Genomic DNA, 18,347 nt, shown 5'->3' with positions numbered 1-18,347 from the left:
GTGCTGGAGCCGCTGCTGACCCGCATCCAACTGCAAGGCAGCGACCTGGAACACACCCTGACCCAGCGCCTTGCCGCGCCCGGCGTGACGCGTCGCGAGATCCGTGAAGACGGCCTGGTTGGCACCTTGTTTGAGCCTGCAGGCGCAGGCCCGCACCCGGCCGTGATGGTGCTCAATGGTTCTGGCGGCGGGATCAACGAAGCCCGCGCCGCGCTGTATGCCTCGCGCGGCTACAGCGCCTTGGCGCTGGGTTACTTCAAGGCGCCGGGCCTGTCGGATTACATCTCCAATACGCCGCTGGAGTACTTCAAGCAGGGCTTGGCCTGGATGCGCCGTGAACTGGCCCCGGCCCATGACTTTATCGCCCTCAGCGGACAGTCGCGCGGCGGTGAACTGGTGCTCTTGCTGGGCAGCCTGTTCCCGGACTCGGTGGGCGCTGTGATCGGTTACGTGCCCAGTGCGCTGGTGCATGGCGGGCAAGCAGCGGCAGACCCGGCCGTTGGCCGCGATGGCCCGGCCTGGCTGTTAAACGGGCAGCCTTTGGTGCATCTGTGGAACCACAATCGGCATGCCTCATGGGCCGCCCGCGATGCCGGGCAGCGCAATGCCGTGTCTATGAATACCGCGCTGCAAGACGAAGAGGCCGTGGAGCGGGCACGGATCGCCGTTGAGCACATTCGCGGGCCGGTGCTGTTGCTCACCGCAGGCGACGATGCCGCCTGGCCATCCAGCCATTTCGGGCAGATGGTCAGCCAGCGCCTTGCCCGGTTCGAACACCCGTGGCCGGTGGCTCAGCACGATTACCCGCAGGCCGGGCACAGCATTTTGCTGCCGTACATTCCCGCCACCTACAGCGACGACGGCGAACCTTCAGCCAATGCCCAGGCCAATGAGCAATCGTGGCAGGCCGTCAGGGATTTTCTGCATAACGCCGTGGCGGCACGCCGGGCGCAATCCAAGGAGTTGCAATGAACAGTTCTGCCACACCCGATCTGTTGGATCGGTTGTTACTCACCGCCGGTGGCCCGGTGCAACAGTTGCGTCAGGCCAGGGGCAAAGTGGTCAGCGCCACGCAAGGCAGTTATGAGGCGTTGTTCGATGCCGACTTGCCCGGCAACCTCAGCCTGGAAGAGCGTTTGCTGGTGGCCTGGTATGCCTGCCGATTGACCCCGCATGCACCCTTGGCCGCGCATTACCGCGAACCGCTGCACCTGTTGGCGACCGACCCGCAAACCCTGGCGGCTGTCGAGCAGGACACATTGACCCAACTGCAATCGCCGCGCTTGCAGGCGGTGCTGGGCTTTACCCGCACGTTGGTGCGCAATCCGGTTGAGGGTGACCGTGAGGCGCTTAATGCATTGCTGGCCGCAGGCCTTGAGACCATCGACGTGGTCACGTTGGGGCAGTTGATTGCCTTTATTTCCTACCAAGTGCGCCTGGCGGCGGGCCTTAGCGCACTGCAAGCACTGGAGCCTGCGCAATGAGCGAGTCACTGGATATTCAAGGCTTCACCAACCGCACCTTGGGCTGGAAGGCCTGGCTGCCGACCCTTGATCCGGCGCAGGCCAGCCCCGCGCAGCAGGCGGTGCTGGAAGAGAGTCACCCGCAGGCGAAAGTGTCGCAGTACTACCTGACGCTCATCCACCAGCCTGAGGTGCTACGTCAGCGTTCGTTGGCCTTCAACGCGATCATGTATGCGCCGGGCGGTTTGTCCCGTGCCGAGCGCGAACTGGCCAGCGCCGTGGTGTCGCGAATCAACCAGTGTGTGTTTTGCGCCTCGGTGCATGCCCAACGGTTCGAACAACTGGCCAAGCGCAACGACGCCATCGCCCAGGTGTTTGCCGACCCGCACACGGCGGGCACCACGCCACGGGAACAGGCGATTGTGCAGTTCGCCATTGACCTGACCCTGACCCCCGGTGAGTTACCGCCCGAGCGGCTATTGGCATTGCGCGAACAGGGCCTGAATGACGGTGAAATACTCGACTTGATCCACGCTATCGCCATTTTTGCCTGGGCCAATCGCTTGATGCTCAACCTGGGCGAACCGGTCTGGCCTTGATTGATCATTGGTTAGACCGTTTATTTCTTTCAGGTCTTTAGATATTCCTCGAACGAATATCTATTGCGTCGGTATCGCTGTAACAGCAGACAGATTATGCAGTTGCAACAGGTATTTACCTGCAATGGCAGCGTTAAAGGCTGTATTGCTTGGGTAAACAGGCGGTGCAACGGCTATTTCTGCTGCTCGGCCGTCACCTTGCGCGTGCCTCGGGGCGCTCTAAAATCGAACCCAGAATTTCTACATGACTGTCGATTACGGAGTTTCGAACATGATGAACGCCATGCAAATGCCAATGAACACCTCCATGCCAATGATGCCGATGATGGGCATGCCGATGATGATGGCCACCATGAAGTGCGAAATGACCGACAAGGGCATGAAGTGCACCATGAAGCCAGCTGCGGGCATGGACATGGCGATGTTCAAAAACAACGCTGAAATGATGGCGATGATGATGAACTGCGGCATGCCGATGATGATGCAGTGCGCCAACATGTCGATGATGTGCATGTCTGAAGACGGCATGGCGATGATGAACAGTATGTCGAGCATGAACATGCCGATGATGATGCCAATGGGCATGCCGATGCCGATGATGAAATGCATCATGGAATGCAAAATGGAAGCAGATGGCATGACCTGCATGATGATGCCGATGCCCGGCATGAGCATGGACATGATGAACAACTGCTGCATGCTGATGATGAAAATGATGAACGACTGCGCCATGCCGATGATGATGAGCTGCAACGGCATGCCAATGATGTGCTGCACCTGCTAACCCATCAACCCGTAACACCCCGCCCGTAGCAGTTGCCGAGCACCGCGAGGCTACGTCCGGCGACGCAGTCGTCGTAAATGGTCCAGAACGTCAGGCTTTGCAATCGCTGCGCAATTGGACGCAGCCTCGCCAAGCTCGTCAGCTGCTACGGGTGGTGCAAGCCTGTGAAAAACCCGGACGTTCCCCGTCCGGGTTTTTTGCATTTAATCCAGGCGTTCGGGGTAGGTGATCACCAGAAACGCCACGGCCTCGCTGTCTGCCGGGTTGCGATAGCGGTGGGGCTGGTCGGCATAGAACAGGATCGAGTCCCCGGTCGAGAGTAAATAACGTTCTTCGTTAACGCTGACTTCCACCACCCCCTGGGCCACCACCAGGTTCTCCTGAATGCCGGGGCCATGGCCCTCGGACACTTCTTCGCCCAACGGCTTGAGGCGAATCTCGTAAAACTCGGACTGGCGCGCCCTGTCGTAGGGGAACAACGCCCGGCTGGTGAACGCACCACTGGCACTGACCAGTCGCTTGCTCTGTTGCGCCGGCAGCAGCTCGACCCCTTCAAACGCGCGGTTTTCCAGAAACGCGGCCACCGAAACTTTCAGCCCCTTGGCAATTTTGCACAGCACCTTGATCGACGGCACGCTGCGCCCGGACTCAATCTGCGCCAGCATCGCCCGACTCACGCCGCTGGCGCGGGCCAGTGCATCCAGTGACAAATAGCGCTTGCTGCGCAGGCGTTGCAGGTTGAGGGCGACGCATTGGCCAATGGCGTCATCGTCGCCGTTATTACAGTCTTTGGCGGGGGGAGGGAGTTCGGGCAGATCGGGAACGGTGTGCAGGTAATTCATCCACGTTACGCCCGGCGGGTATCGCTGGACGAACTCACCGGCGGGGCAAAAAACACGGCGATCCCGGCTCGTGCTGCGTACGCAGTCCACATCAGCTCAGCCGCCGCACGTGCCTGACGGCGTTTTCGATAAAGGGCGAAATCAATCACATTGGCAGATACGGACATGGTCAGATCCTTGGGCAGTGGCAACTCAATGGCTCCACAGTAATCCGTTGTTCTTATTTCTATAAATACTGAATTTTCATTTGTTAATTCGATTTTGGACTTAGCGTGTCCACCCTGTTCAGGCAAAAAACCTCTGTAGGAGCGAGCTTGCCTCGCGATCTTTTGATCTTTTAAAAGATCGCAAGACAAGATGAGTTTTTACCTAAGCTAATTCTAAAAAGGTATTGGATGGAGATTTTTAAGATCGTTTAGCTTTAATGAAACGCAGGGCAGTTGCATCGCCCGCGATCTTCATTGATTCACATGGGAGTGAAGCATGCCGCATACAAGGGATATCACCGCCTTGCCAGTCCTCGACTTGTCGCTGCTTGAAGGCACCGTGGCGCAGCGTCAGGGCTTTTTTGAGGAGTTGCGTAACGCGGCACGGGACGTTGGCTTTTTCTATTTGACCGGGCACGGCATCGACAGCGAGTTGTTGAGCCAGGTGCAACAGCATTCACGGCAATTTTTCGCCTTGCCCGACGCCGATAAAGCGGCCGTCGGGATGATCAACTCCCCGCACTTTCGCGGCTACAACCGCGCCGCTTCCGAGATCACCCGTGGCAAGCCCGATCTGCGCGAGCAGTTCGACCTTGGCGCTGAACGGGCGGTGCTGCCCACTGACCCGAACAGCCCGTTCTGGGCACGTCTGCAAGGCCCCAACCAGTGGCCCGAAGCGCTGCCCGAGCTGAAACCCTTGCTGCTGGAATGGCAGCAGGCGATGACCGCCATGTCCTTGCGTTTATTGCGCGCGTTTGCCCAGGCGCTGTCGCTGCCCGAGCACGCCTTTGATCAGTTGTACGGCGACACACCCAATGAGCACATCAAGTTGATTCGCTATCCGGGCCAGGCGGCAGATGCCAGCAACCAAGGGGTTGGCGCACACAAGGATTCAGGTTTTCTGAGCTTTCTGTTGCAGGACCAGCAGGCGGGTTTGCAGGTCGAGGTTGAAGAGGGGCGCTGGATTGACGCACTGCCGCGCGCCAACACCCTGGTGGTGAACATTGGCGAGTTGCTCGAGCTGGCGACTAATGGCTATCTGCGCGCCACCGTGCACCGTGTGGTGTCACCGGCCCAGGGCAGCGAGCGCTTGTCGATCGCGTTCTTCCTGGGTGCCCGACTGGATGCCGTGGTGCCGCTGTATCCATTGCCTGCGGCGCTGTTGCGCGAGGCCCGAGGACCTGCCAGCGACCCGGACAACCCGTTGTTTCGGGATGTGGGCTGGAACTACCTCAAGGGTCGCCTGCGTTCGCACCCCGATGTCGCACAGCGTTATTACGCCGATGCACTGATTCCCGACGCGCTGAGCGCTTGAGTTCCTCACCCGATCAAGGATTTTGACCATGTTCAAACAAACAGGATTGACCCTGGCGGTGCTCGGCGGCTTGCTGACGTCTTACGATGCATTGGCGCTGGAAACCCTGCGAATAGCAGCAGACCCGGTGCCCCATGCGCAGATTCTGGAATACGTGCGCAAGATCGACCCGGAACTGAAGATCAAGGTGATCGAACTTACCAGCGGCATCAACGCCAACGAGCTGTTGGCCCACGGTGATGTCGATGCCAACTACACACAGCACTTGCCGTATTTGAAGTCGCAGGAGCTGGCCTTAGGGCAAAAATTTGCCGTGGCCGCGACCGTGCATATCGAGCCGCTGGGCATTTATTCCCAACGCCATAAAAGCTTCGCCGATGTGCCGGTCAAGGGCACCGTCGCCGTGCCCAATAACGTGACCAACCTCAGCCGTGCCCTGTATCTGTTGCAAGACAACGGCCTGATCAAGCTCAAGCCCGGCTTCAACGACCCCGCCGCAGAGCAGGCAACCCCCAAGGACATCGCCGAAAATCCCAAACAACTGAAAATCCTCGAAGTCGAGTCGGCGCAGATCCCACGGGCGCTGGGCGACCTTGATCTGGCGGTGATCAATGGCAACTACGCGCTGGAAGCCGGGCTGGTGCCGGCCAAGGACGCCTTGGGGCTCGAAAAGGTCGAGCACAACCCTTACGCCAACATTCTGGTGACCACGCCCAAGCTGCTGGATGACCCGCGCATCAAGCGCCTGGCCAAGGACCTGACGTCGCCAGAGGTGGCTAAGTTTATTACCGATTCCTACACCGGCTCGGTGTTGCCCGTGACCCAGGTGGGTGCCCAACCATGATCAGCATCGAGCAGTTGAGCAAGACGTACATACCGGGGCAGGCGCCTTCACTGGATCAAGTGTCATTGTGCATTCCAGACGGTGCCATCTACGGGATTCTTGGGCGTAGCGGGGCGGGTAAATCGACGCTGCTGCGCTGTCTCAACCTGCTCGAACGGCCCAGTGCCGGGCGTATTGTGCTGGACGGTGCAGACCTGACAGCGCTGTCAGATCGCGAACTGCGCCTGCAACGCCAACGCATCGGCATGATCTTTCAGGGCTTCAACCTGCTGCACTCGCGTAATGTTTTTGACAACATCGCCGTGCCTCTGGAAATTGCCAGGGTCAGTAAAGCGCAGCGTCAGGCGCGGGTGCTGGAGTTGTTGGAGCTGGTGGGCCTGAGTGACAAGGCGCTGGCGTTCCCGTCGCAGTTGTCCGGCGGGCAGAAACAGCGGGTGGGCATCGCCCGGGCCTTGGCTGCGCGGCCTGCCTACCTGCTTTCGGATGAAGCAACCAGTGCCCTCGACCCGGAAACCACAGCCTCGATTCTTGAACTGCTGCGCGACATTAATCGCCAGTTGGGGCTGACCATCGTCCTGATCACCCACGAGCTGGACGTGGTCAAGTCTATATGTGACCACGCCGCCTCACTGGCCAATGGTCGTCTGGTCGAGGCGGGGCCGATTGCTCAGCTGTTGGCAAACCCCGACTCTGCACTCGGTCGCTCCTTGTTACCGGGCTACAGCACTGCGCTGGGCAGTGACGCGCAGGTACTGGAACTGAGCTTTTTCGACTCGCTGCTGGCCACGCCAGTGCTCAGCGAATTGACTCGCCAGCACGGTGTCGCAGTGGACTTGCTGGCCCAAGGAGTTGAGTCGGTTGGCGGGCAAAACGTGGGCCGTTTGCGTGTGGCCTTGCGTCAGCCGGGCAGCGAACTGAAGTTGACCCAGGTCGTGGACTTTCTTAAACAGCGCGGCGTAAGGGTAGAACGCACATGAACCGAACCATCGATTGGAACGAGATTCTGCAACTGGTGTTCAATGCCACCGGAGAGACCCTGTACATGGTGCTGCTGGCGGGGCTGTTTACCCTGCTGATCGGTCTGCCTTTGGGGGTATTGCTGTTTATCAGTCGCAGTGGCGGCATTTATCCGATGCCGCAATTGCATAAAAGCCTGGGCGGGCTGGTCAACCTCGGGCGTTCATTGCCGTTCGTGGTCATGCTCATCGCCTTGATTCCGCTGACCCGGCTTATTGTCGGCACCACGTTGGGCAGCACGGCGGCGGTGGTGCCCATCACCATTGGCGCGTTCCCGTTCTTTGCGCGAATTGTCGAAAACGCCCTGGACGAAGTCGACAAGGGCCGTATCGAAGCGATCCTCGCCATGGGCGGTGATCTGCGTGACGTGATCTTTAAAGTGCTGCTGCCCGAAGCCTTGCCGGCGTTAGTGGCGGGCGTGACCTTGACCCTGGTCATGCTGATTGGCTTTTCATCCATGGCCGGGGTTATTGGCGGCGGCGGGCTGGGTGATTTGGCCATTCGCTACGGCTATCAACGCTTCAACAACCAGGTGATGGTGGTCACCGTCATCGTGCTGGTAGTTCTGGTGCAGAGCGTGCAAAGCCTGGGCGACCGGATGGTGCGTTCGTTGGCACATCGGCGTTGACGTGTGGTGCCTGGCGAATGCAGGCATTCACCCTTCACGGGTGAAGTCAGCATTGTTCTGATAATCGATACCTGTGCAGGTATGATCGGCCCGGTACATGCGGCTGTTCGTTAACCTGACCAGATGGATCGAATCGTGATTGAGCGTCGTCAATTCAGTGCAGGCCTGAAAGGCAAGAACCTGCGCTATCTAACCGAAAACCCGGATCTGGACCGGCCAACGGTGCGCGTGGGTTTTGTCCTGCTTGAGCACTTTTCTCTGCCAGCGTTTACCCAGGCGCTGGATGCGCTGATCACCGCCAACTTGTTGCGCCCAGGGTTGTTTGCCACCCAGACTTTCGGCCTGGCGCAAGGCGAGGTGGTCAGTGACCTGGGGCTGGTGATCCGGCCCGATTCGCAGCTTGATGTGTCGCAGCTCTACGCGCTGGATGTGCTGGTGGTGTGTGGCGGCTACCGCACTGAACTGAACAGCGATGAGGCATTTACCCACGTGCTCAAAACCGCTGCGCACCAGGGCATCACCCTGGCCGGGTTGTGGAATGGCGCCTGGTTTCTCGGCAGTGCGGGGTTGCTGGAGGGCTATCGGTGTGCGATTCACCCTGAGCATCGCCCGGCGTTGGCCGAAGTGTCCAAAACGGCGCATGTGACCAGCGAGCCTTTTGTGATTGACCGCGACCGGCTCACGGCCTCCAGCCCCTCGGGGGCGATTCAGATGGCCCTTGCGTGGATCAAGAGCCTGCATGACAAAGCGCTGGTCGAAGGGGTCGAGGACATTCTGGCGTTTGAAGAGTCGCGTTATCGACGTATCAAACCCGCCGAAAAAATCAGCGTCAGCGCGCCCTTGCGCGAGGTGTTGAAACTGATGGATGCCAACCTTGAAGAGCCGCTGGAACTGGAACAGTTGGCGGTGTACGCAGGCCGCTCGCGTCGCCAGCTTGAGCGATTGTTCAAGGAACAGCTGGGCACCACGCCACAGCGTTATTACATGGAACTGCGCATTACCGAAGCGCGCCGCTTGCTGCAACACACCGAACTGTCCCAGGTTGATGTGCTGGTGGCGTGCGGATTTGTCTCGCCCAGTCATTTCAGCAAATGCTACAGCGCCTACTTTGGCTATCGGCCGTCCAAGGAAAAACGCTTGGTTAAATAGCGGTTGGGCGATGATTTAAAGACCGCGAGCACGCCCGCTCCAGGTTTTCGCGGGCATGCATTAGCGGTTCAGGATGGCTGTGCTATACACAGTGGTCAGAAATTTAGAACTTGCAGTCAGGAAGACGAAAGCGATGACACTGAGGCTAGTTGCGGCTAAGCAGATGTTCAGAATGATGTGCATTGCCTGGCCTTTAATGGGCGTTTACACGACGGCAAATGCCGACGATTCTCAGGGCAAATCCAGGGCTGATAAAGATGAATGGCTGGTATTGGTCAGCCCTTTTGTCTGGGCTCCGGCCATGAATGGTCAGGTCGCGTTGGGCGGGGTTGATGCCAAGGCGGATGTTGGCTTTCGCGAGATTTTCAATAATCTCAACCGGGTCTTTATGGGCAACCTGGAAGTCACCAACCGCAAACTGGGCTTTTACCTGGACGGGGTCTACGCCAAGACCAGCCAGTCCGAGCGTGCCTACGGCCAGAAAATCGGCCTGGACATCACTCAGAGCACCCTGGCCGGGGGCGTGTATTACCGGGTGTATGAATACGCTTTAGGCGGCAACAATGTGTTTGGCGAGCCACGTAGCTGGCGGGTCGAGCCCACGGCGGGGCTGCGCTGGACCAAGCTGTCGACCAAGGTCGAGATCGATCCGGTGGGCTACAGCACCAAGAAAAAATCCGAGTGGACCGACCCGTTTGTAGGGCTGCGCATGCAGGCCGATCTGACCGATCGCTGGACGCTGTCTGGCGCGGCGGACACCGGCGGGTTTGATACTTCATCGAAAAAAACCTACAACGCCCAGGCTTACCTCGGCTACCGCCTGTACCTGTTCGAAAACCCGACGATTGTGCGGGTCGGTTATCGGGTGCTGGCGCAGGAATACAAAAGCCGGGATTTTACCGGCAACACCTTTAAATACGATGTGACTCAGCGCGGCCCGGTGTTGGGCTTGTCCATGCGTTTCTAATCTGTTTTTGCAAGGATCAACGGAATGAAAAAGCCTGTTCTCAAAGCGCTGGTACTGGCGGTATCAGGGTTTGTTTTATCACTGCCATTGGCGCAGGCGTGCACCCGGCTGGTGTACCTGGGCGACGATCACAGCGTGATCACGGCCCGTTCCATGGACTGGAAAACCGACGTTGCGACCAACCTGTGGGTGTTTCCCAAGGGCATGCAGCGTACGGGTGAAGTCGGGCCTTCGTCCGTCAAGTGGACCTCCAAGTACGGCAGCCTGATTGCCAGCGGTTACGACATTTCCACCACTGACGGCGTCAACGAAGCCGGCCTCGCGGCCAACGTCTTGTGGCTGGTGGAGTCGGAGTATCCGCCGTTCAACAAGGACAAACCCGGCTTGAGCATTGCCGCTTGGGCGCAATACGTTCTGGACAACTTCAGCACTGTGGCCGAGGCCGTTGAAGTGCTCAAAACTGAGCCATTCAATGTAGTGACTGCGCAAGTGCCGGGCGAAAGCCGACTGGCCACGCTGCACCTGTCAATGTCTGATGCCTCGGGCGACAGTGCGATCATTGAATACATCGACGGCAAGCAAGTGATTCACCACAGCCGCAAGTACCAGGTGATGACCAACTCCCCGGCATTCGAGGCCCAGTTGGCGATGAACGCCTATTGGCAGGCGATTGGCGGCACGGTCATGTTGCCGGGCACTAACCGGTCTGCGGACCGATTTGCCCGTGCGTCGTTTTACGTGAACGCAGTGCCCAAGGATCAAGATGCGCGCTTGTCATTGGCCAGCGTGTTTAGCGTGATTCGCAACGTGTCGGTGCCTTACGGCATCACCACCCCCGGCGAGCCGAATATCTCCTCGACCCGCTGGCGCTCGGTTATCGACCACAAGCAGGGGCTGTACTTTTTTGAGTCGGCCGTCACCCCGAATACATTCTGGGTGGACCTGAAAAAACTGGACCTGTCCCAAGCCACCGGCAAGGTCAAAAAGCTCGATCTGGGGCCGAATCAGAGCAACATCTTCTCTGGCGAAGTGTCGGGCCGCTTTGAAGTGGCAGCGCCGTTCAAGTTTGAAGGCGCTTAATCAGGCTGTTTCTGCGAGGCCTGTCATTCACATTCACCGATCAGCAATTGCCCGAATGCGCAGGCCGCCGGGGTTTTGGTGGTGGTGCTCCAGATAAGCCGGAAGTCCGCTTCGGGCAACGCTGGCAGGCCGTAGTGACCGTCAATCACGCGCATGCCGGGCTCCAGATCACCCAAGGGCAAAGCGGTCACGGCCAGCCCGGCCAGTACCGCTGCGCGCAAGCCTTGCTGGCTGGGTGAGGTGAACGCCACCCGCCATTGCACGTCGGAGTTTTGCAGCGCGTCGATGGCCACTTGCCGATGTACACAAGGCATGGGGGCAAAGGCCAGCGGTAGCGGGTTCTCCCCTGAGAACTCGAAGTCGTGCGCAGCCGCCCAGACAAAGTGAGTTTCACGCAAAACCGTGCCCCCCGGCGGGCTGCCCGGCAGTGCCAGCACCACGGCCAGATCGAGCTTGTCGGTGTCGACCTGCGCGCGCAGGTCAAGGTAAGGGCAAACCGTGACGTCCAGGCGCACGGCCGGGAATTGCCGGGTAAAGCGCGTCAGCAACGGCGGCAAACCATCACCGATAAAGTTCTCGGGCAGGCCAAAGCGCACGGCACCTGACACCGATGATGTGGCAAAACGGCGGATCAACGCGTCCTGTGCCTTGAGGATGCATTCGGCGTGGCGCAGAAAATCCTCGCCATCTTCGGTCAGCGTCAAACTGCGGGTGGTGCGGCTCAGCAGTTTGGTTGCGGCCTGTTCTTCGAGACGCCGGATCTGATGGCTTATGGCCGATTGGCTGATGTGCATCCGCTCTGCGGCACGGGTGAAACTGCCGGTTTCTTTGATTGCAATAAAGGCGCGCAACAGCGCCGGGTCGAAATCCATTTGGCCCACTCATGATGAAAGTTAATAAAACCTACGAAATTAAATCATTTTTGTCATTTTTTAATTGCTCGCAGAATGCGCGCGGTCGCCTGAAGACACCTCGGGTGATGCTGGCAGCAATACCTTATGGAGCCTTTGCCAGTACCCATCCCTTTGATCTGGAAGATCGCCATGCTGTTCTCCCCCGCACAAAAAGATGCTTTTACCCTGGCTGCCGTGTGCATTGCAGCCCTGATGTTTGGCCTCGAAATATCCAGCGTACCGGCCATCCTGCCTACCCTTGAAGCAGAGCTGCACAGTAATTTCAGCGATTTGCAGTGGATCATGAATGCCTACACCATCGCCTGCACCATGGTGCTGATGGCCATCGGCACACTGGCGGATCGGTATGGGCGTAAACGCGTGTTTATGATCAGCCTGGTACTGTTCGGCATCACCTCGTTGAGCTGCGGCCTGGCACCCGACAATGACGTGCTGATTGCCAGCCGTTTTCTGCAAGGCATGGCGGCCGGGGCGATGTTGATCTGCCAGGTGGCAGTGCTCTCCCACAGGTTTCAGACAGCGGCTGCACGGGGTAAAGCCTTCAGCGCGTGGGGCATTGTCTTCGGCATTGGCCTGGGCTTTGGCCCGATCATTGGCGCGGGCATTGTCGCCGTGTCGAGTTGGGAATGGGTGTTTCTGGTGCATGCGCCAATTGCAGTTCTCGCGCTGCTGCTGGTGATCGCCGGGGTCGAGGAGTCTAAAGACCCGCAACGTCGGCGTCTGGATGTGCTGGGCATTACGTCGCTGTCATTGGCGGTGCTGGGGCTTTCGTGGTTTTTGACCCAAGGTGCAGTCACCGGATTTGGCACCCGCGAGGCCCTGTTCAGCTTGCTCGCAGCGGTGCTGAGTTTTGCGGTGTTTGTAGGGTCGCAGCGCCGTGGCAGCGATGCGATGTTCGACTTTTCGGTCCTGCGTATTCGGCGTTTTTCGGGCGCGCTGATTGGCGCTGCGGCGATGAACTTCAGTTTTTGGCCTTTTATGATCTACCTGCCGTTGTACTTTCAAAACAGCCTGGGCTACAGCAGTGTGGGGACCGGCTTGGCCTTGCTGGCGTATACCTTGCCGACGCTGGTGGTGCCGCCACTTGGCGAACGACTGGCGCTGCGCTACCGCGCCGAAAGGGTTATTCCCGTGGGTTTGTTCACCATCGGCCTGGGCTTTTTGTTAATGAAATGGGGCAGCAGCGTCGAGCAGGCCAGTTGGCTGACCATGCTGGCCGGTTGCGTACTGGCCGGGACCGGACTTGGCCTGACCAACACCCCGGTGACCAATACCACCACCGGTTCTGTACCCAGTGAGCGCTCAGGCATGGCCTCGGGCATCGACATCAGCGCGCGCATGATCAGCCTCGCGGTGAACATCGCGTTGATGGGTTTTATCCTCGTGCAAGGCACGCTGTCTTCGTTGCGTGGCAGCGTGACCGGCCTGGTCGATGAGGAGCAATTGCGCGTGCTGGCGCAGACCATTTCAGCCGGTAGCGTCAATGGTGTGGGGCAGGGCGCTGCGTTGGCCCACGGCTTTGGCTGGGTGATGCTGTATGGCGCGATGGCAGCATGGTTGTTGATGGCGGCCAGCTACTGGGTGTTTCGAGACCGTACTGTAGTCGCTGTCGAAGCATGAGGCTGCGATGGGGAGCGAAGCGCCCCTAAGCGGCGGTCCTGCGGCCCGCATCGCAGCCTTCGTACCTCGTCAGCGACTACAGAGAACTGCGGCGCGTGGGCATGGCTGTACTTGTAGTCGCTGCCGAAGTATGAGGCTGCGATGGGGAGCGAAGCACCCCCAGACGGCGGTCCTGCGGCCCGCATCGCAGCCTTCGTGCCTCGTCAGCGACTACAGAGAATTGCGGCGTGTGGGCATGGCTGTACTTGTAGTCGCTGTCGAAGCATGAGGCTGCGATGGGGAGCGAAGCGCCCCTAAGCGGCGGTCGGCCCGCATCGCAGCCTTCGTACCTCGTCAGCGACTACAGGGAAGTGCGGCGCGTGGGCATGGCTGTACTTGTAGTCGCTGTCGAAGCATGAGGCTGCGATGGGGAGCGAAGCGCCCCCAGACGGCGGTCCTGCGGCCCGCATCGCAGCCTTCGTGCCTCGTCAGCGACTACAGAGAATTGCGGCGCATGGGCATGGCTGTACTTGTAGTCGCTGTCGAAGCATGAGGCTGCGAAGCGCCCCCAGACGGCGGTCCTGCGGCCCGCATCGCAGCCTTCGTACCTCGTCAGCGACTACAGAGAACTGCGTTAGAAATCCCAGCGCGTGGTCACCATGAAGTTACGTGGTTCGCCGTACACCGCCGAGTTATAGAAGCCAATGTTGGTGAAGTAGTATTTGTCGAACAGGTTGTTGACGTTCACCGTAGCCGAGAGGTTTTTGCTGATCTGGTAACGGGTCATCAGGTCAACCACCCAGTAGTCCGGCTGTTCAAACTTCTCATACTGGCCGTGCGGGGAGTTCCAGATGTTTTGCCACGCGGTGTTCTGCCAGCGTGCGCCGCCACCCACGGTGAATTTGTCCAGCTGGCCTTGCAGTTTGTAGCTGGTGTACACCTTGAACTGGTCCTGCGGTTCGAAGGTGGAGATTTTCTCGCCGTTGTCGTCGCGCACGATCTTGTGGGTGTAGCCGCCTTGTACCTGCCAGCCAGGGCTCAGCTCGCCCGAGAGTTCAAATTCAAAGCCTTTGGTCCGGGCTTTGGTGCCGACGAACGCATAGTTGGAAGGGGTCGGCTTGAGGTTGTTGTAGGCATCATCGGGTACTGAGCGGTTGCTTTCTTTAATTTCGAAGTAAGCCAGGCTGGCGTTCAGGCGGCCTTCAAGGAACTCGGCCTTGAGCCCCACTTCGTAGTTCTCGCCTTTGTCCGGATCAATCAGGCGATCATTGCGGTCGCGGTTGTAGTTTTCCTGCGGAATGAAAATATCGGTGTAGCTGGCGTACACGGAGTAGGTGTCATTCAGGTCGTAAATGGCCCCGACATAGGGAATGAAGCGCCCGGATTCGCGGTACGACGGCGTGTTGCCGGTCATGTGGTAGTCCACCACGCGGCCACCGACCAGCACTTTCAAGTCATCAGTGACGTTGAAGCGGGTGGTCATGTAGGTGCCGGTCTGGCGAATCACGTCATCGGTATATTGCCCAACAGGCCCCCAGGCCGGCTTTTCGGCGTGGCCGTCCCAGTTGTTGAAGTCCACCAGGTTGGTGCCCTGGTAGATGGGGTTCCAGTAGCCTTGACCCTTCCAGTGGGCCGAGCTGATCGAGCCGCCAAGGACCATTTCATGTTCACGACCAAACAGCTGGAAGGGACCGCTCACATACAGGTCGGCCGAGTTGCTGCGCGTGTTGCCAACGTAGCGTTGGGCATTGATCGGGGTAGTGCCGTCTTCATACGGATAGTCACCCTGGATCGAGCCCATCTGCGCATCGTAGCCATTGAGCTTGTGGTCCAGTTGTAGCTTGGTCACCCAGCCTTCGCCCAGGTCATGCTCAAGCGTGGCGAACACGGTGCGGGTGTATTGCTTCCAGTTGCTCCAGTCAGTGCCGTTGTTGAACGAGCGTTTGACGCTGTTGAGGTCGCCCTTGGAATTGATCAGCGGGTAGCTTCCGGACCAGCTCGACCCCATGGGTTTGTTGTCCTGATAGTCGCCGCCCACGGTCAGTAGTGTGTCGGGCGTCAGGTCAAATTCGAGAATCCCGTAGAACACCGAGGTTTTGCGCGAGTAGTGGTCCTGGTACGAGTTTTTGTCCTGATAGGCCGCGACTGCGCGGCCACGCACGTTACCGGTTTCGGTCAGGGGGCCGCTGACGTCTACTTCGCTGCGGTAGTCGTCCCACGAGCCCGCACCGAGCGTGGCATGGCCTTTGAACTCGGAGGTGGGCTTTTTACGCACCAGGTTGATCACCGCGCCCAACGAACCAGCCCCGGTGAGCAGGCCGGTGGAACCCTTGATCACTTCAATACGGTCATAAATGGCCGTGTCGCTCAAGGTGTTGCCCGACGAATAGCCGACGTTGGTGGTGGCCGACGGAATGCCGTCGTACTGGAAGTTGCTGATCGAGAACCCGCGTGCGTAGTAGTTGCTGCGGTCGCTGTCATAGGCCGACACGGTGATGCCGGGGGTGTGGCGCATCACGTCGTCGACGTTGTTGAGGCCGAAGTCGTCCATGTGCTGACGGGTGACGACGGTGACTGTTTGCGGTGTTTCGCGAGGTGTCAGCACCAAACGTGTGGCGGTGGCGATGGTGCCCGGCGTGTAGGACCCCGAGCCTTCGGTCACGGTACCCAACAGGTTGGTAGTGACCGCTGTCGCGCCCAGCTCCAGTGCCGAACCGGTTTGCGGCACCGGCGCCAGCACCACGGCATTTTCGCCACTCGACTGGGCTTCAAGGCCGCTGCCGCTCAGCAGTTGAGTCAAGGCCTGGCGGGTGGTCATGGTGCCGTTGACGCCCGGCGAGGTAATGCCTTGGGCCATGTCTGCGGAGTAGGCGATTTGCAGCCCGCTCTGGGTGCTCAGTTGGTCCAGCGCGTTGGCCAGCGGCTGGCGGGCAATCGCGAAACTGTGGGTGTCCAGCGCTGTATTGCTGACGGAGGTGGTTGCGGGCTCGACGGCCTGAACGTTGCTGTATGCGAGGAAAACAGCGAGCGCCAATGCGCTGCGTGCATAGGTGGTGTTGAGGGTAGGAAAGTACATGCGAGCCCCGAGTGAATAGGAAGTATTTGCAATAACAAACACCTTGACGGGTTGAGCTCACGAAAGCCGTAAAACTTTTTGACAATTTTTTGCGCGGGGCCCGCTTCTGCCTGCAATGAAGTGTGTGCAAGCCTGCCATTGTTTAGTCAAAACCGATCCAAGCATCAGGAAAGCAGACTTTTACCCTCAATAGCACCGTGCCACCTTACGACGTTCATTCAGCCCGCAACAGGAGAGCAAGACCCATTCGAGTGATGTGCAATCACCCTTGAACAGTAGGAGATAACAATAATGATCAAAGCTCTGAAATTCGCAGTTCTGGCAACGGGGATCGTCACTGCCAGCCACGGCCTCGCGGCCGACCTCACCATCGTTTCGTTTGGCGGCGCCAACAAGGACGCCCAAGTAAAAGCCTTCTACAAGCCTTGGCAAAAGGCCGATGGCAGCAAGGTGATTTCCGGTGAATACAACGGGGAAATGGCCAAGGTCAAAGCCATGGTCGACACCGGCAGTGTGTCCTGGAACACCGTGGAAGTTGAGTCTGCCGAGCTGGCCCGCGGCTGCGACGAGGGCATGTTTGAAACCCTCGATCCGGCACAAATCGGCCTCGACCCCAAAGACTTCGTGCCGGGCGCCATCCAGCCATGTGGCATCGGCTTTCTCGTCTACTCGACGGTACTGGCCTACAACACCAAGAAGCTGAAAGAGGCGCCTACCGGCTGGCAGGACTTCTGGGATGTCGAGAAATTCCCGGGCAAACGTGGCCTGCGCAAGCTGGCTAAATCGACCCTGGAGTTTGCCTTGATCGCTGACGGCGTTGCGCCTGCCGAGGTCTACACCACCTTGGCGACCAAGGCCGGTCAGGACCGTGCCTTTGCCAAACTGGACCAGATTAAACCGCACATTCAATGGTGGGAGGCCGGTGCCCAGCCGCCGCAGTTTTTGGCTGCCGGGGACGTAGTGATGAGTTCCGTTTACAACGGACGGCTCTCGGCCGAGCAAAAGAAAAAGTATGACCTGGACCTGGTCTGGAACGGCGGGCTCTACGAGTTCGATTCCTGGGCTATCCCCAAAGGCGCCAAGCATCAAGACAAGACCCGCGAGTTCATCGCTTTTACGTTAGAGCCTGAGCAGCAGAAAAACTTCGCCGAAAACATCGACTACGGCGCCGCCAACATGCGCGCCATGGACCTGCTCGACAAGGTCCGGATCGCCGAACTGCCCACCGCGCCTGCCAACCTGGCGCAGCAGATCCCGGTAGATGCGCTGTTCTGGGCCGATCACGGCGAACAACTGGAACAGCGGTTCAACGCCTGGGCTTCGCGCTGACCTGAATGACACCGCCATGGTGTGTGAGCCATGGCGGTCGTCCTAATCATATGCGGCTTTCTTCGTCTGGATTCGTCAACTCGGCAATCACGACCACTCAATACGAAGTCCGCACAGTCCCCAGTAAAGTCAGGCCGCGACAGTTTTAATTCTCTGTGCTTTAGCCTAGGACAATTACCGTTCGCCCTCTTGTAGGACGCTTCCCAAAGTTACTCCTTGCGCCTTTTTAGCGTTGCGAGTGCCCTATCGGTTATCTAGTGTTGGTATGTCACTGCCGTGTCCCCTCGTTCGATCTGGAGACTCATTCCCTGCATCGCAGCGTGTGGTTCGACATCGTGTCCTTGAGCCGCTTCCTGGGAGCGGGCCCGGAGTTCTCGTGGGATCTGGAGGAGTGGGTGGCCCATTACTGTGCATGCCGTGAGATTTCTGCCCACTATTACGATCTGCAGAAAATCCGCGACTGCCTGCAACGTGTACAGGCCTTGGGGCCTGGGCGGATGTATTACGAGCAGGCGCTGCCATGAGGTGGATTTAC

At 58.9% G+C, this 18,347-nt stretch carries 18 protein-coding genes; 13 read left to right on the top strand and 5 right to left on the bottom strand.

Translation table 11 applies throughout. From position 1 onward, the window contains the following. The 3 genes from GHO25_RS18055 to GHO25_RS18045 all read left to right on the top strand — a co-directional run. Window positions 1-972: acyl-CoA thioester hydrolase/BAAT C-terminal domain-containing protein (locus GHO25_RS18055; protein WP_218581081.1), on the top strand; the 972-nt coding region annotated here is incomplete at its 5' end. Then, window positions 969-1,484, top strand: a complete 516-nt coding sequence (locus GHO25_RS18050) for a CMD domain protein (protein ID WP_153391603.1) — start codon at window positions 969-971, stop codon at window positions 1,482-1,484. The genes GHO25_RS18055 and GHO25_RS18050, both read left to right, overlap by 4 nt. Continuing rightward, the gene (locus GHO25_RS18045) at window positions 1,481-2,062 is read left to right on the top strand and encodes a peroxidase-related enzyme (protein ID WP_048389460.1); all 582 of its coding nucleotides are present in this window, start codon (window positions 1,481-1,483) and stop codon (window positions 2,060-2,062) included. The genes GHO25_RS18050 and GHO25_RS18045 overlap by 4 nt, the downstream gene beginning before the upstream one ends. 255 nt (window positions 2,063-2,317) lie before the next feature. On the opposite strand, the gene GHO25_RS26765 is transcribed toward GHO25_RS18045, so the two are convergent. The 3 genes from GHO25_RS26765 to GHO25_RS26160 form a co-directional block, all read right to left on the bottom strand. Further along, window positions 2,318-2,839, bottom strand: a complete 522-nt coding sequence (locus tag GHO25_RS26765; RefSeq protein WP_178110135.1) for a hypothetical protein — start codon at window positions 2,837-2,839, stop codon at window positions 2,318-2,320. A 210-nt stretch (window positions 2,840-3,049) separates the two neighbouring features. After that, a complete protein-coding gene (locus GHO25_RS18035) occupies window positions 3,050-3,688 on the bottom strand; it encodes a helix-turn-helix domain-containing protein (RefSeq protein ID WP_088500284.1) in 639 nt (212 codons plus the stop codon). 5 nt (window positions 3,689-3,693) lie between these two features. Next, window positions 3,694-3,855: a hypothetical protein gene (locus GHO25_RS26160; protein ID WP_164488153.1), complete on the bottom strand. Its 162-nt coding sequence runs from the start codon at window positions 3,853-3,855 to the stop codon at window positions 3,694-3,696. A 316-nt stretch (window positions 3,856-4,171) separates the two neighbouring features. Here GHO25_RS26160 and GHO25_RS18030 point away from each other — a divergent pair, with 316 nt between their 5' ends. The 7 genes from GHO25_RS18030 to GHO25_RS18000 all read left to right on the top strand — a co-directional run bounded on the left by GHO25_RS18030 (window position 4,172) and on the right by GHO25_RS18000 (window position 10,894). Further along, on the top strand, window positions 4,172-5,209 hold the full coding sequence (locus GHO25_RS18030) for an isopenicillin N synthase family oxygenase (RefSeq protein ID WP_048372663.1): 1,038 nt from the start codon (window positions 4,172-4,174) through the stop codon (window positions 5,207-5,209). A gap of 28 nt (window positions 5,210-5,237) precedes the next feature. Then, window positions 5,238-6,053: a MetQ/NlpA family ABC transporter substrate-binding protein gene (locus GHO25_RS18025; protein ID WP_153391601.1), complete on the top strand. Its 816-nt coding sequence runs from the start codon at window positions 5,238-5,240 to the stop codon at window positions 6,051-6,053. Beyond that, a complete protein-coding gene (locus GHO25_RS18020; RefSeq protein ID WP_153391599.1) occupies window positions 6,050-7,030 on the top strand; it encodes a methionine ABC transporter ATP-binding protein in 981 nt (326 codons plus the stop codon). The genes GHO25_RS18025 and GHO25_RS18020 overlap by 4 nt, the downstream gene beginning before the upstream one ends. Beyond that, the gene (locus GHO25_RS18015) at window positions 7,027-7,698 is read left to right on the top strand and encodes a methionine ABC transporter permease (RefSeq protein ID WP_048389456.1); all 672 of its coding nucleotides are present in this window, start codon (window positions 7,027-7,029) and stop codon (window positions 7,696-7,698) included. The genes GHO25_RS18020 and GHO25_RS18015 overlap by 4 nt, the downstream gene beginning before the upstream one ends. Before the next feature lie 123 nt (window positions 7,699-7,821). Further along, window positions 7,822-8,847, top strand: coding sequence for a GlxA family transcriptional regulator (locus GHO25_RS18010; protein ID WP_153391597.1), 1,026 nt, complete (start codon window positions 7,822-7,824; stop codon window positions 8,845-8,847). A gap of 163 nt (window positions 8,848-9,010) precedes the next feature. After that, window positions 9,011-9,814 (top strand): hypothetical protein, encoded by an 804-nt coding sequence (locus GHO25_RS18005; protein WP_256677245.1) that lies wholly within the window; start codon window positions 9,011-9,013, stop codon window positions 9,812-9,814. A gap of 24 nt (window positions 9,815-9,838) precedes the next feature. Continuing rightward, the gene (locus GHO25_RS18000) at window positions 9,839-10,894 is read left to right on the top strand and encodes a linear amide C-N hydrolase (protein WP_153332026.1); all 1,056 of its coding nucleotides are present in this window, start codon (window positions 9,839-9,841) and stop codon (window positions 10,892-10,894) included. 23 nt (window positions 10,895-10,917) lie between these two features. On the opposite strand, the gene GHO25_RS17995 is transcribed toward GHO25_RS18000, so the two are convergent. Then, window positions 10,918-11,766, bottom strand: coding sequence for a LysR substrate-binding domain-containing protein (locus tag GHO25_RS17995; RefSeq protein WP_153391595.1), 849 nt, complete (start codon window positions 11,764-11,766; stop codon window positions 10,918-10,920). 171 nt (window positions 11,767-11,937) lie between these two features. Here GHO25_RS17995 and GHO25_RS17990 point away from each other — a divergent pair, with 171 nt between their 5' ends. Then, window positions 11,938-13,428 carry an MFS transporter gene (locus tag GHO25_RS17990; RefSeq protein ID WP_153391593.1) on the top strand — a complete coding sequence of 497 codons (1,491 nt, stop codon included), beginning with the start codon at window positions 11,938-11,940 and terminating at the stop codon, window positions 13,426-13,428. A 613-nt stretch (window positions 13,429-14,041) separates the two neighbouring features. On the opposite strand, the gene GHO25_RS17985 is transcribed toward GHO25_RS17990, so the two are convergent. Beyond that, the gene (locus tag GHO25_RS17985; protein ID WP_153391591.1) at window positions 14,042-16,483 is read right to left on the bottom strand and encodes a TonB-dependent siderophore receptor; all 2,442 of its coding nucleotides are present in this window, start codon (window positions 16,481-16,483) and stop codon (window positions 14,042-14,044) included. 291 nt (window positions 16,484-16,774) lie between these two features. On the opposite strand from GHO25_RS17985, the gene GHO25_RS17980 reads away from it, so the two are divergent. Together GHO25_RS17980 and GHO25_RS17975 are read left to right on the top strand one after the other, a co-directional pair. Next, complete coding sequence (locus GHO25_RS17980; RefSeq protein ID WP_153391589.1) at window positions 16,775-17,812, top strand: ABC transporter substrate-binding protein; 1,038 nt, start codon at window positions 16,775-16,777, stop codon at window positions 17,810-17,812. A gap of 335 nt (window positions 17,813-18,147) precedes the next feature. Next, a complete protein-coding gene (locus GHO25_RS17975; protein WP_153391587.1) occupies window positions 18,148-18,336 on the top strand; it encodes a hypothetical protein in 189 nt (62 codons plus the stop codon). Window positions 18,337-18,347: the final 11 nt, after the last annotated feature.

Source organism: Pseudomonas sp. FSL R10-1350 (genome assembly GCF_009600525.1).
GTDB lineage: Bacteria > Pseudomonadota > Gammaproteobacteria > Pseudomonadales > Pseudomonadaceae > Aquipseudomonas > Aquipseudomonas helleri.
This window is presented reverse-complemented; position numbering and strand designations above follow the sequence as displayed.

Bases quoted from the DNA above. Each gene is read 5' to 3' on its own strand.
- GHO25_RS18020 (WP_153391599.1), top strand. From the start codon at position 6,050: ATGATCAGCATCGAGCAGTTGAGCAAGACGTACATACCGGGGCAGGCG.
- GHO25_RS17990 (WP_153391593.1), top strand. From the start codon at position 11,938: ATGCTGTTCTCCCCCGCACAAAAAGATGCTTTTACCCTGGCTGCCGTG.
- GHO25_RS26160 (WP_164488153.1), bottom strand. From the start codon at position 3,855: ATGTCCGTATCTGCCAATGTGATTGATTTCGCCCTTTATCGAAAACGC.
- GHO25_RS17985 (WP_153391591.1), bottom strand. From the start codon at position 16,483: ATGTACTTTCCTACCCTCAACACCACCTATGCACGCAGCGCATTGGCG.
- GHO25_RS18005 (WP_256677245.1), top strand. From the start codon at position 9,011: ATGTTCAGAATGATGTGCATTGCCTGGCCTTTAATGGGCGTTTACACG.
- GHO25_RS17980 (WP_153391589.1), top strand. From the start codon at position 16,775: ATGATCAAAGCTCTGAAATTCGCAGTTCTGGCAACGGGGATCGTCACT.
- GHO25_RS18030 (WP_048372663.1), top strand. From the start codon at position 4,172: ATGCCGCATACAAGGGATATCACCGCCTTGCCAGTCCTCGACTTGTCG.
- GHO25_RS17995 (WP_153391595.1), bottom strand. From the start codon at position 11,766: ATGGATTTCGACCCGGCGCTGTTGCGCGCCTTTATTGCAATCAAAGAA.
- GHO25_RS18025 (WP_153391601.1), top strand. From the start codon at position 5,238: ATGTTCAAACAAACAGGATTGACCCTGGCGGTGCTCGGCGGCTTGCTG.
- GHO25_RS18015 (WP_048389456.1), top strand. From the start codon at position 7,027: ATGAACCGAACCATCGATTGGAACGAGATTCTGCAACTGGTGTTCAAT.
- GHO25_RS18035 (WP_088500284.1), bottom strand. From the start codon at position 3,688: ATGAATTACCTGCACACCGTTCCCGATCTGCCCGAACTCCCTCCCCCC.
- GHO25_RS18045 (WP_048389460.1), top strand. From the start codon at position 1,481: ATGAGCGAGTCACTGGATATTCAAGGCTTCACCAACCGCACCTTGGGC.
- GHO25_RS18010 (WP_153391597.1), top strand. From the start codon at position 7,822: ATGGATCGAATCGTGATTGAGCGTCGTCAATTCAGTGCAGGCCTGAAA.
- GHO25_RS18050 (WP_153391603.1), top strand. From the start codon at position 969: ATGAACAGTTCTGCCACACCCGATCTGTTGGATCGGTTGTTACTCACC.
- GHO25_RS18000 (WP_153332026.1), top strand. From the start codon at position 9,839: ATGAAAAAGCCTGTTCTCAAAGCGCTGGTACTGGCGGTATCAGGGTTT.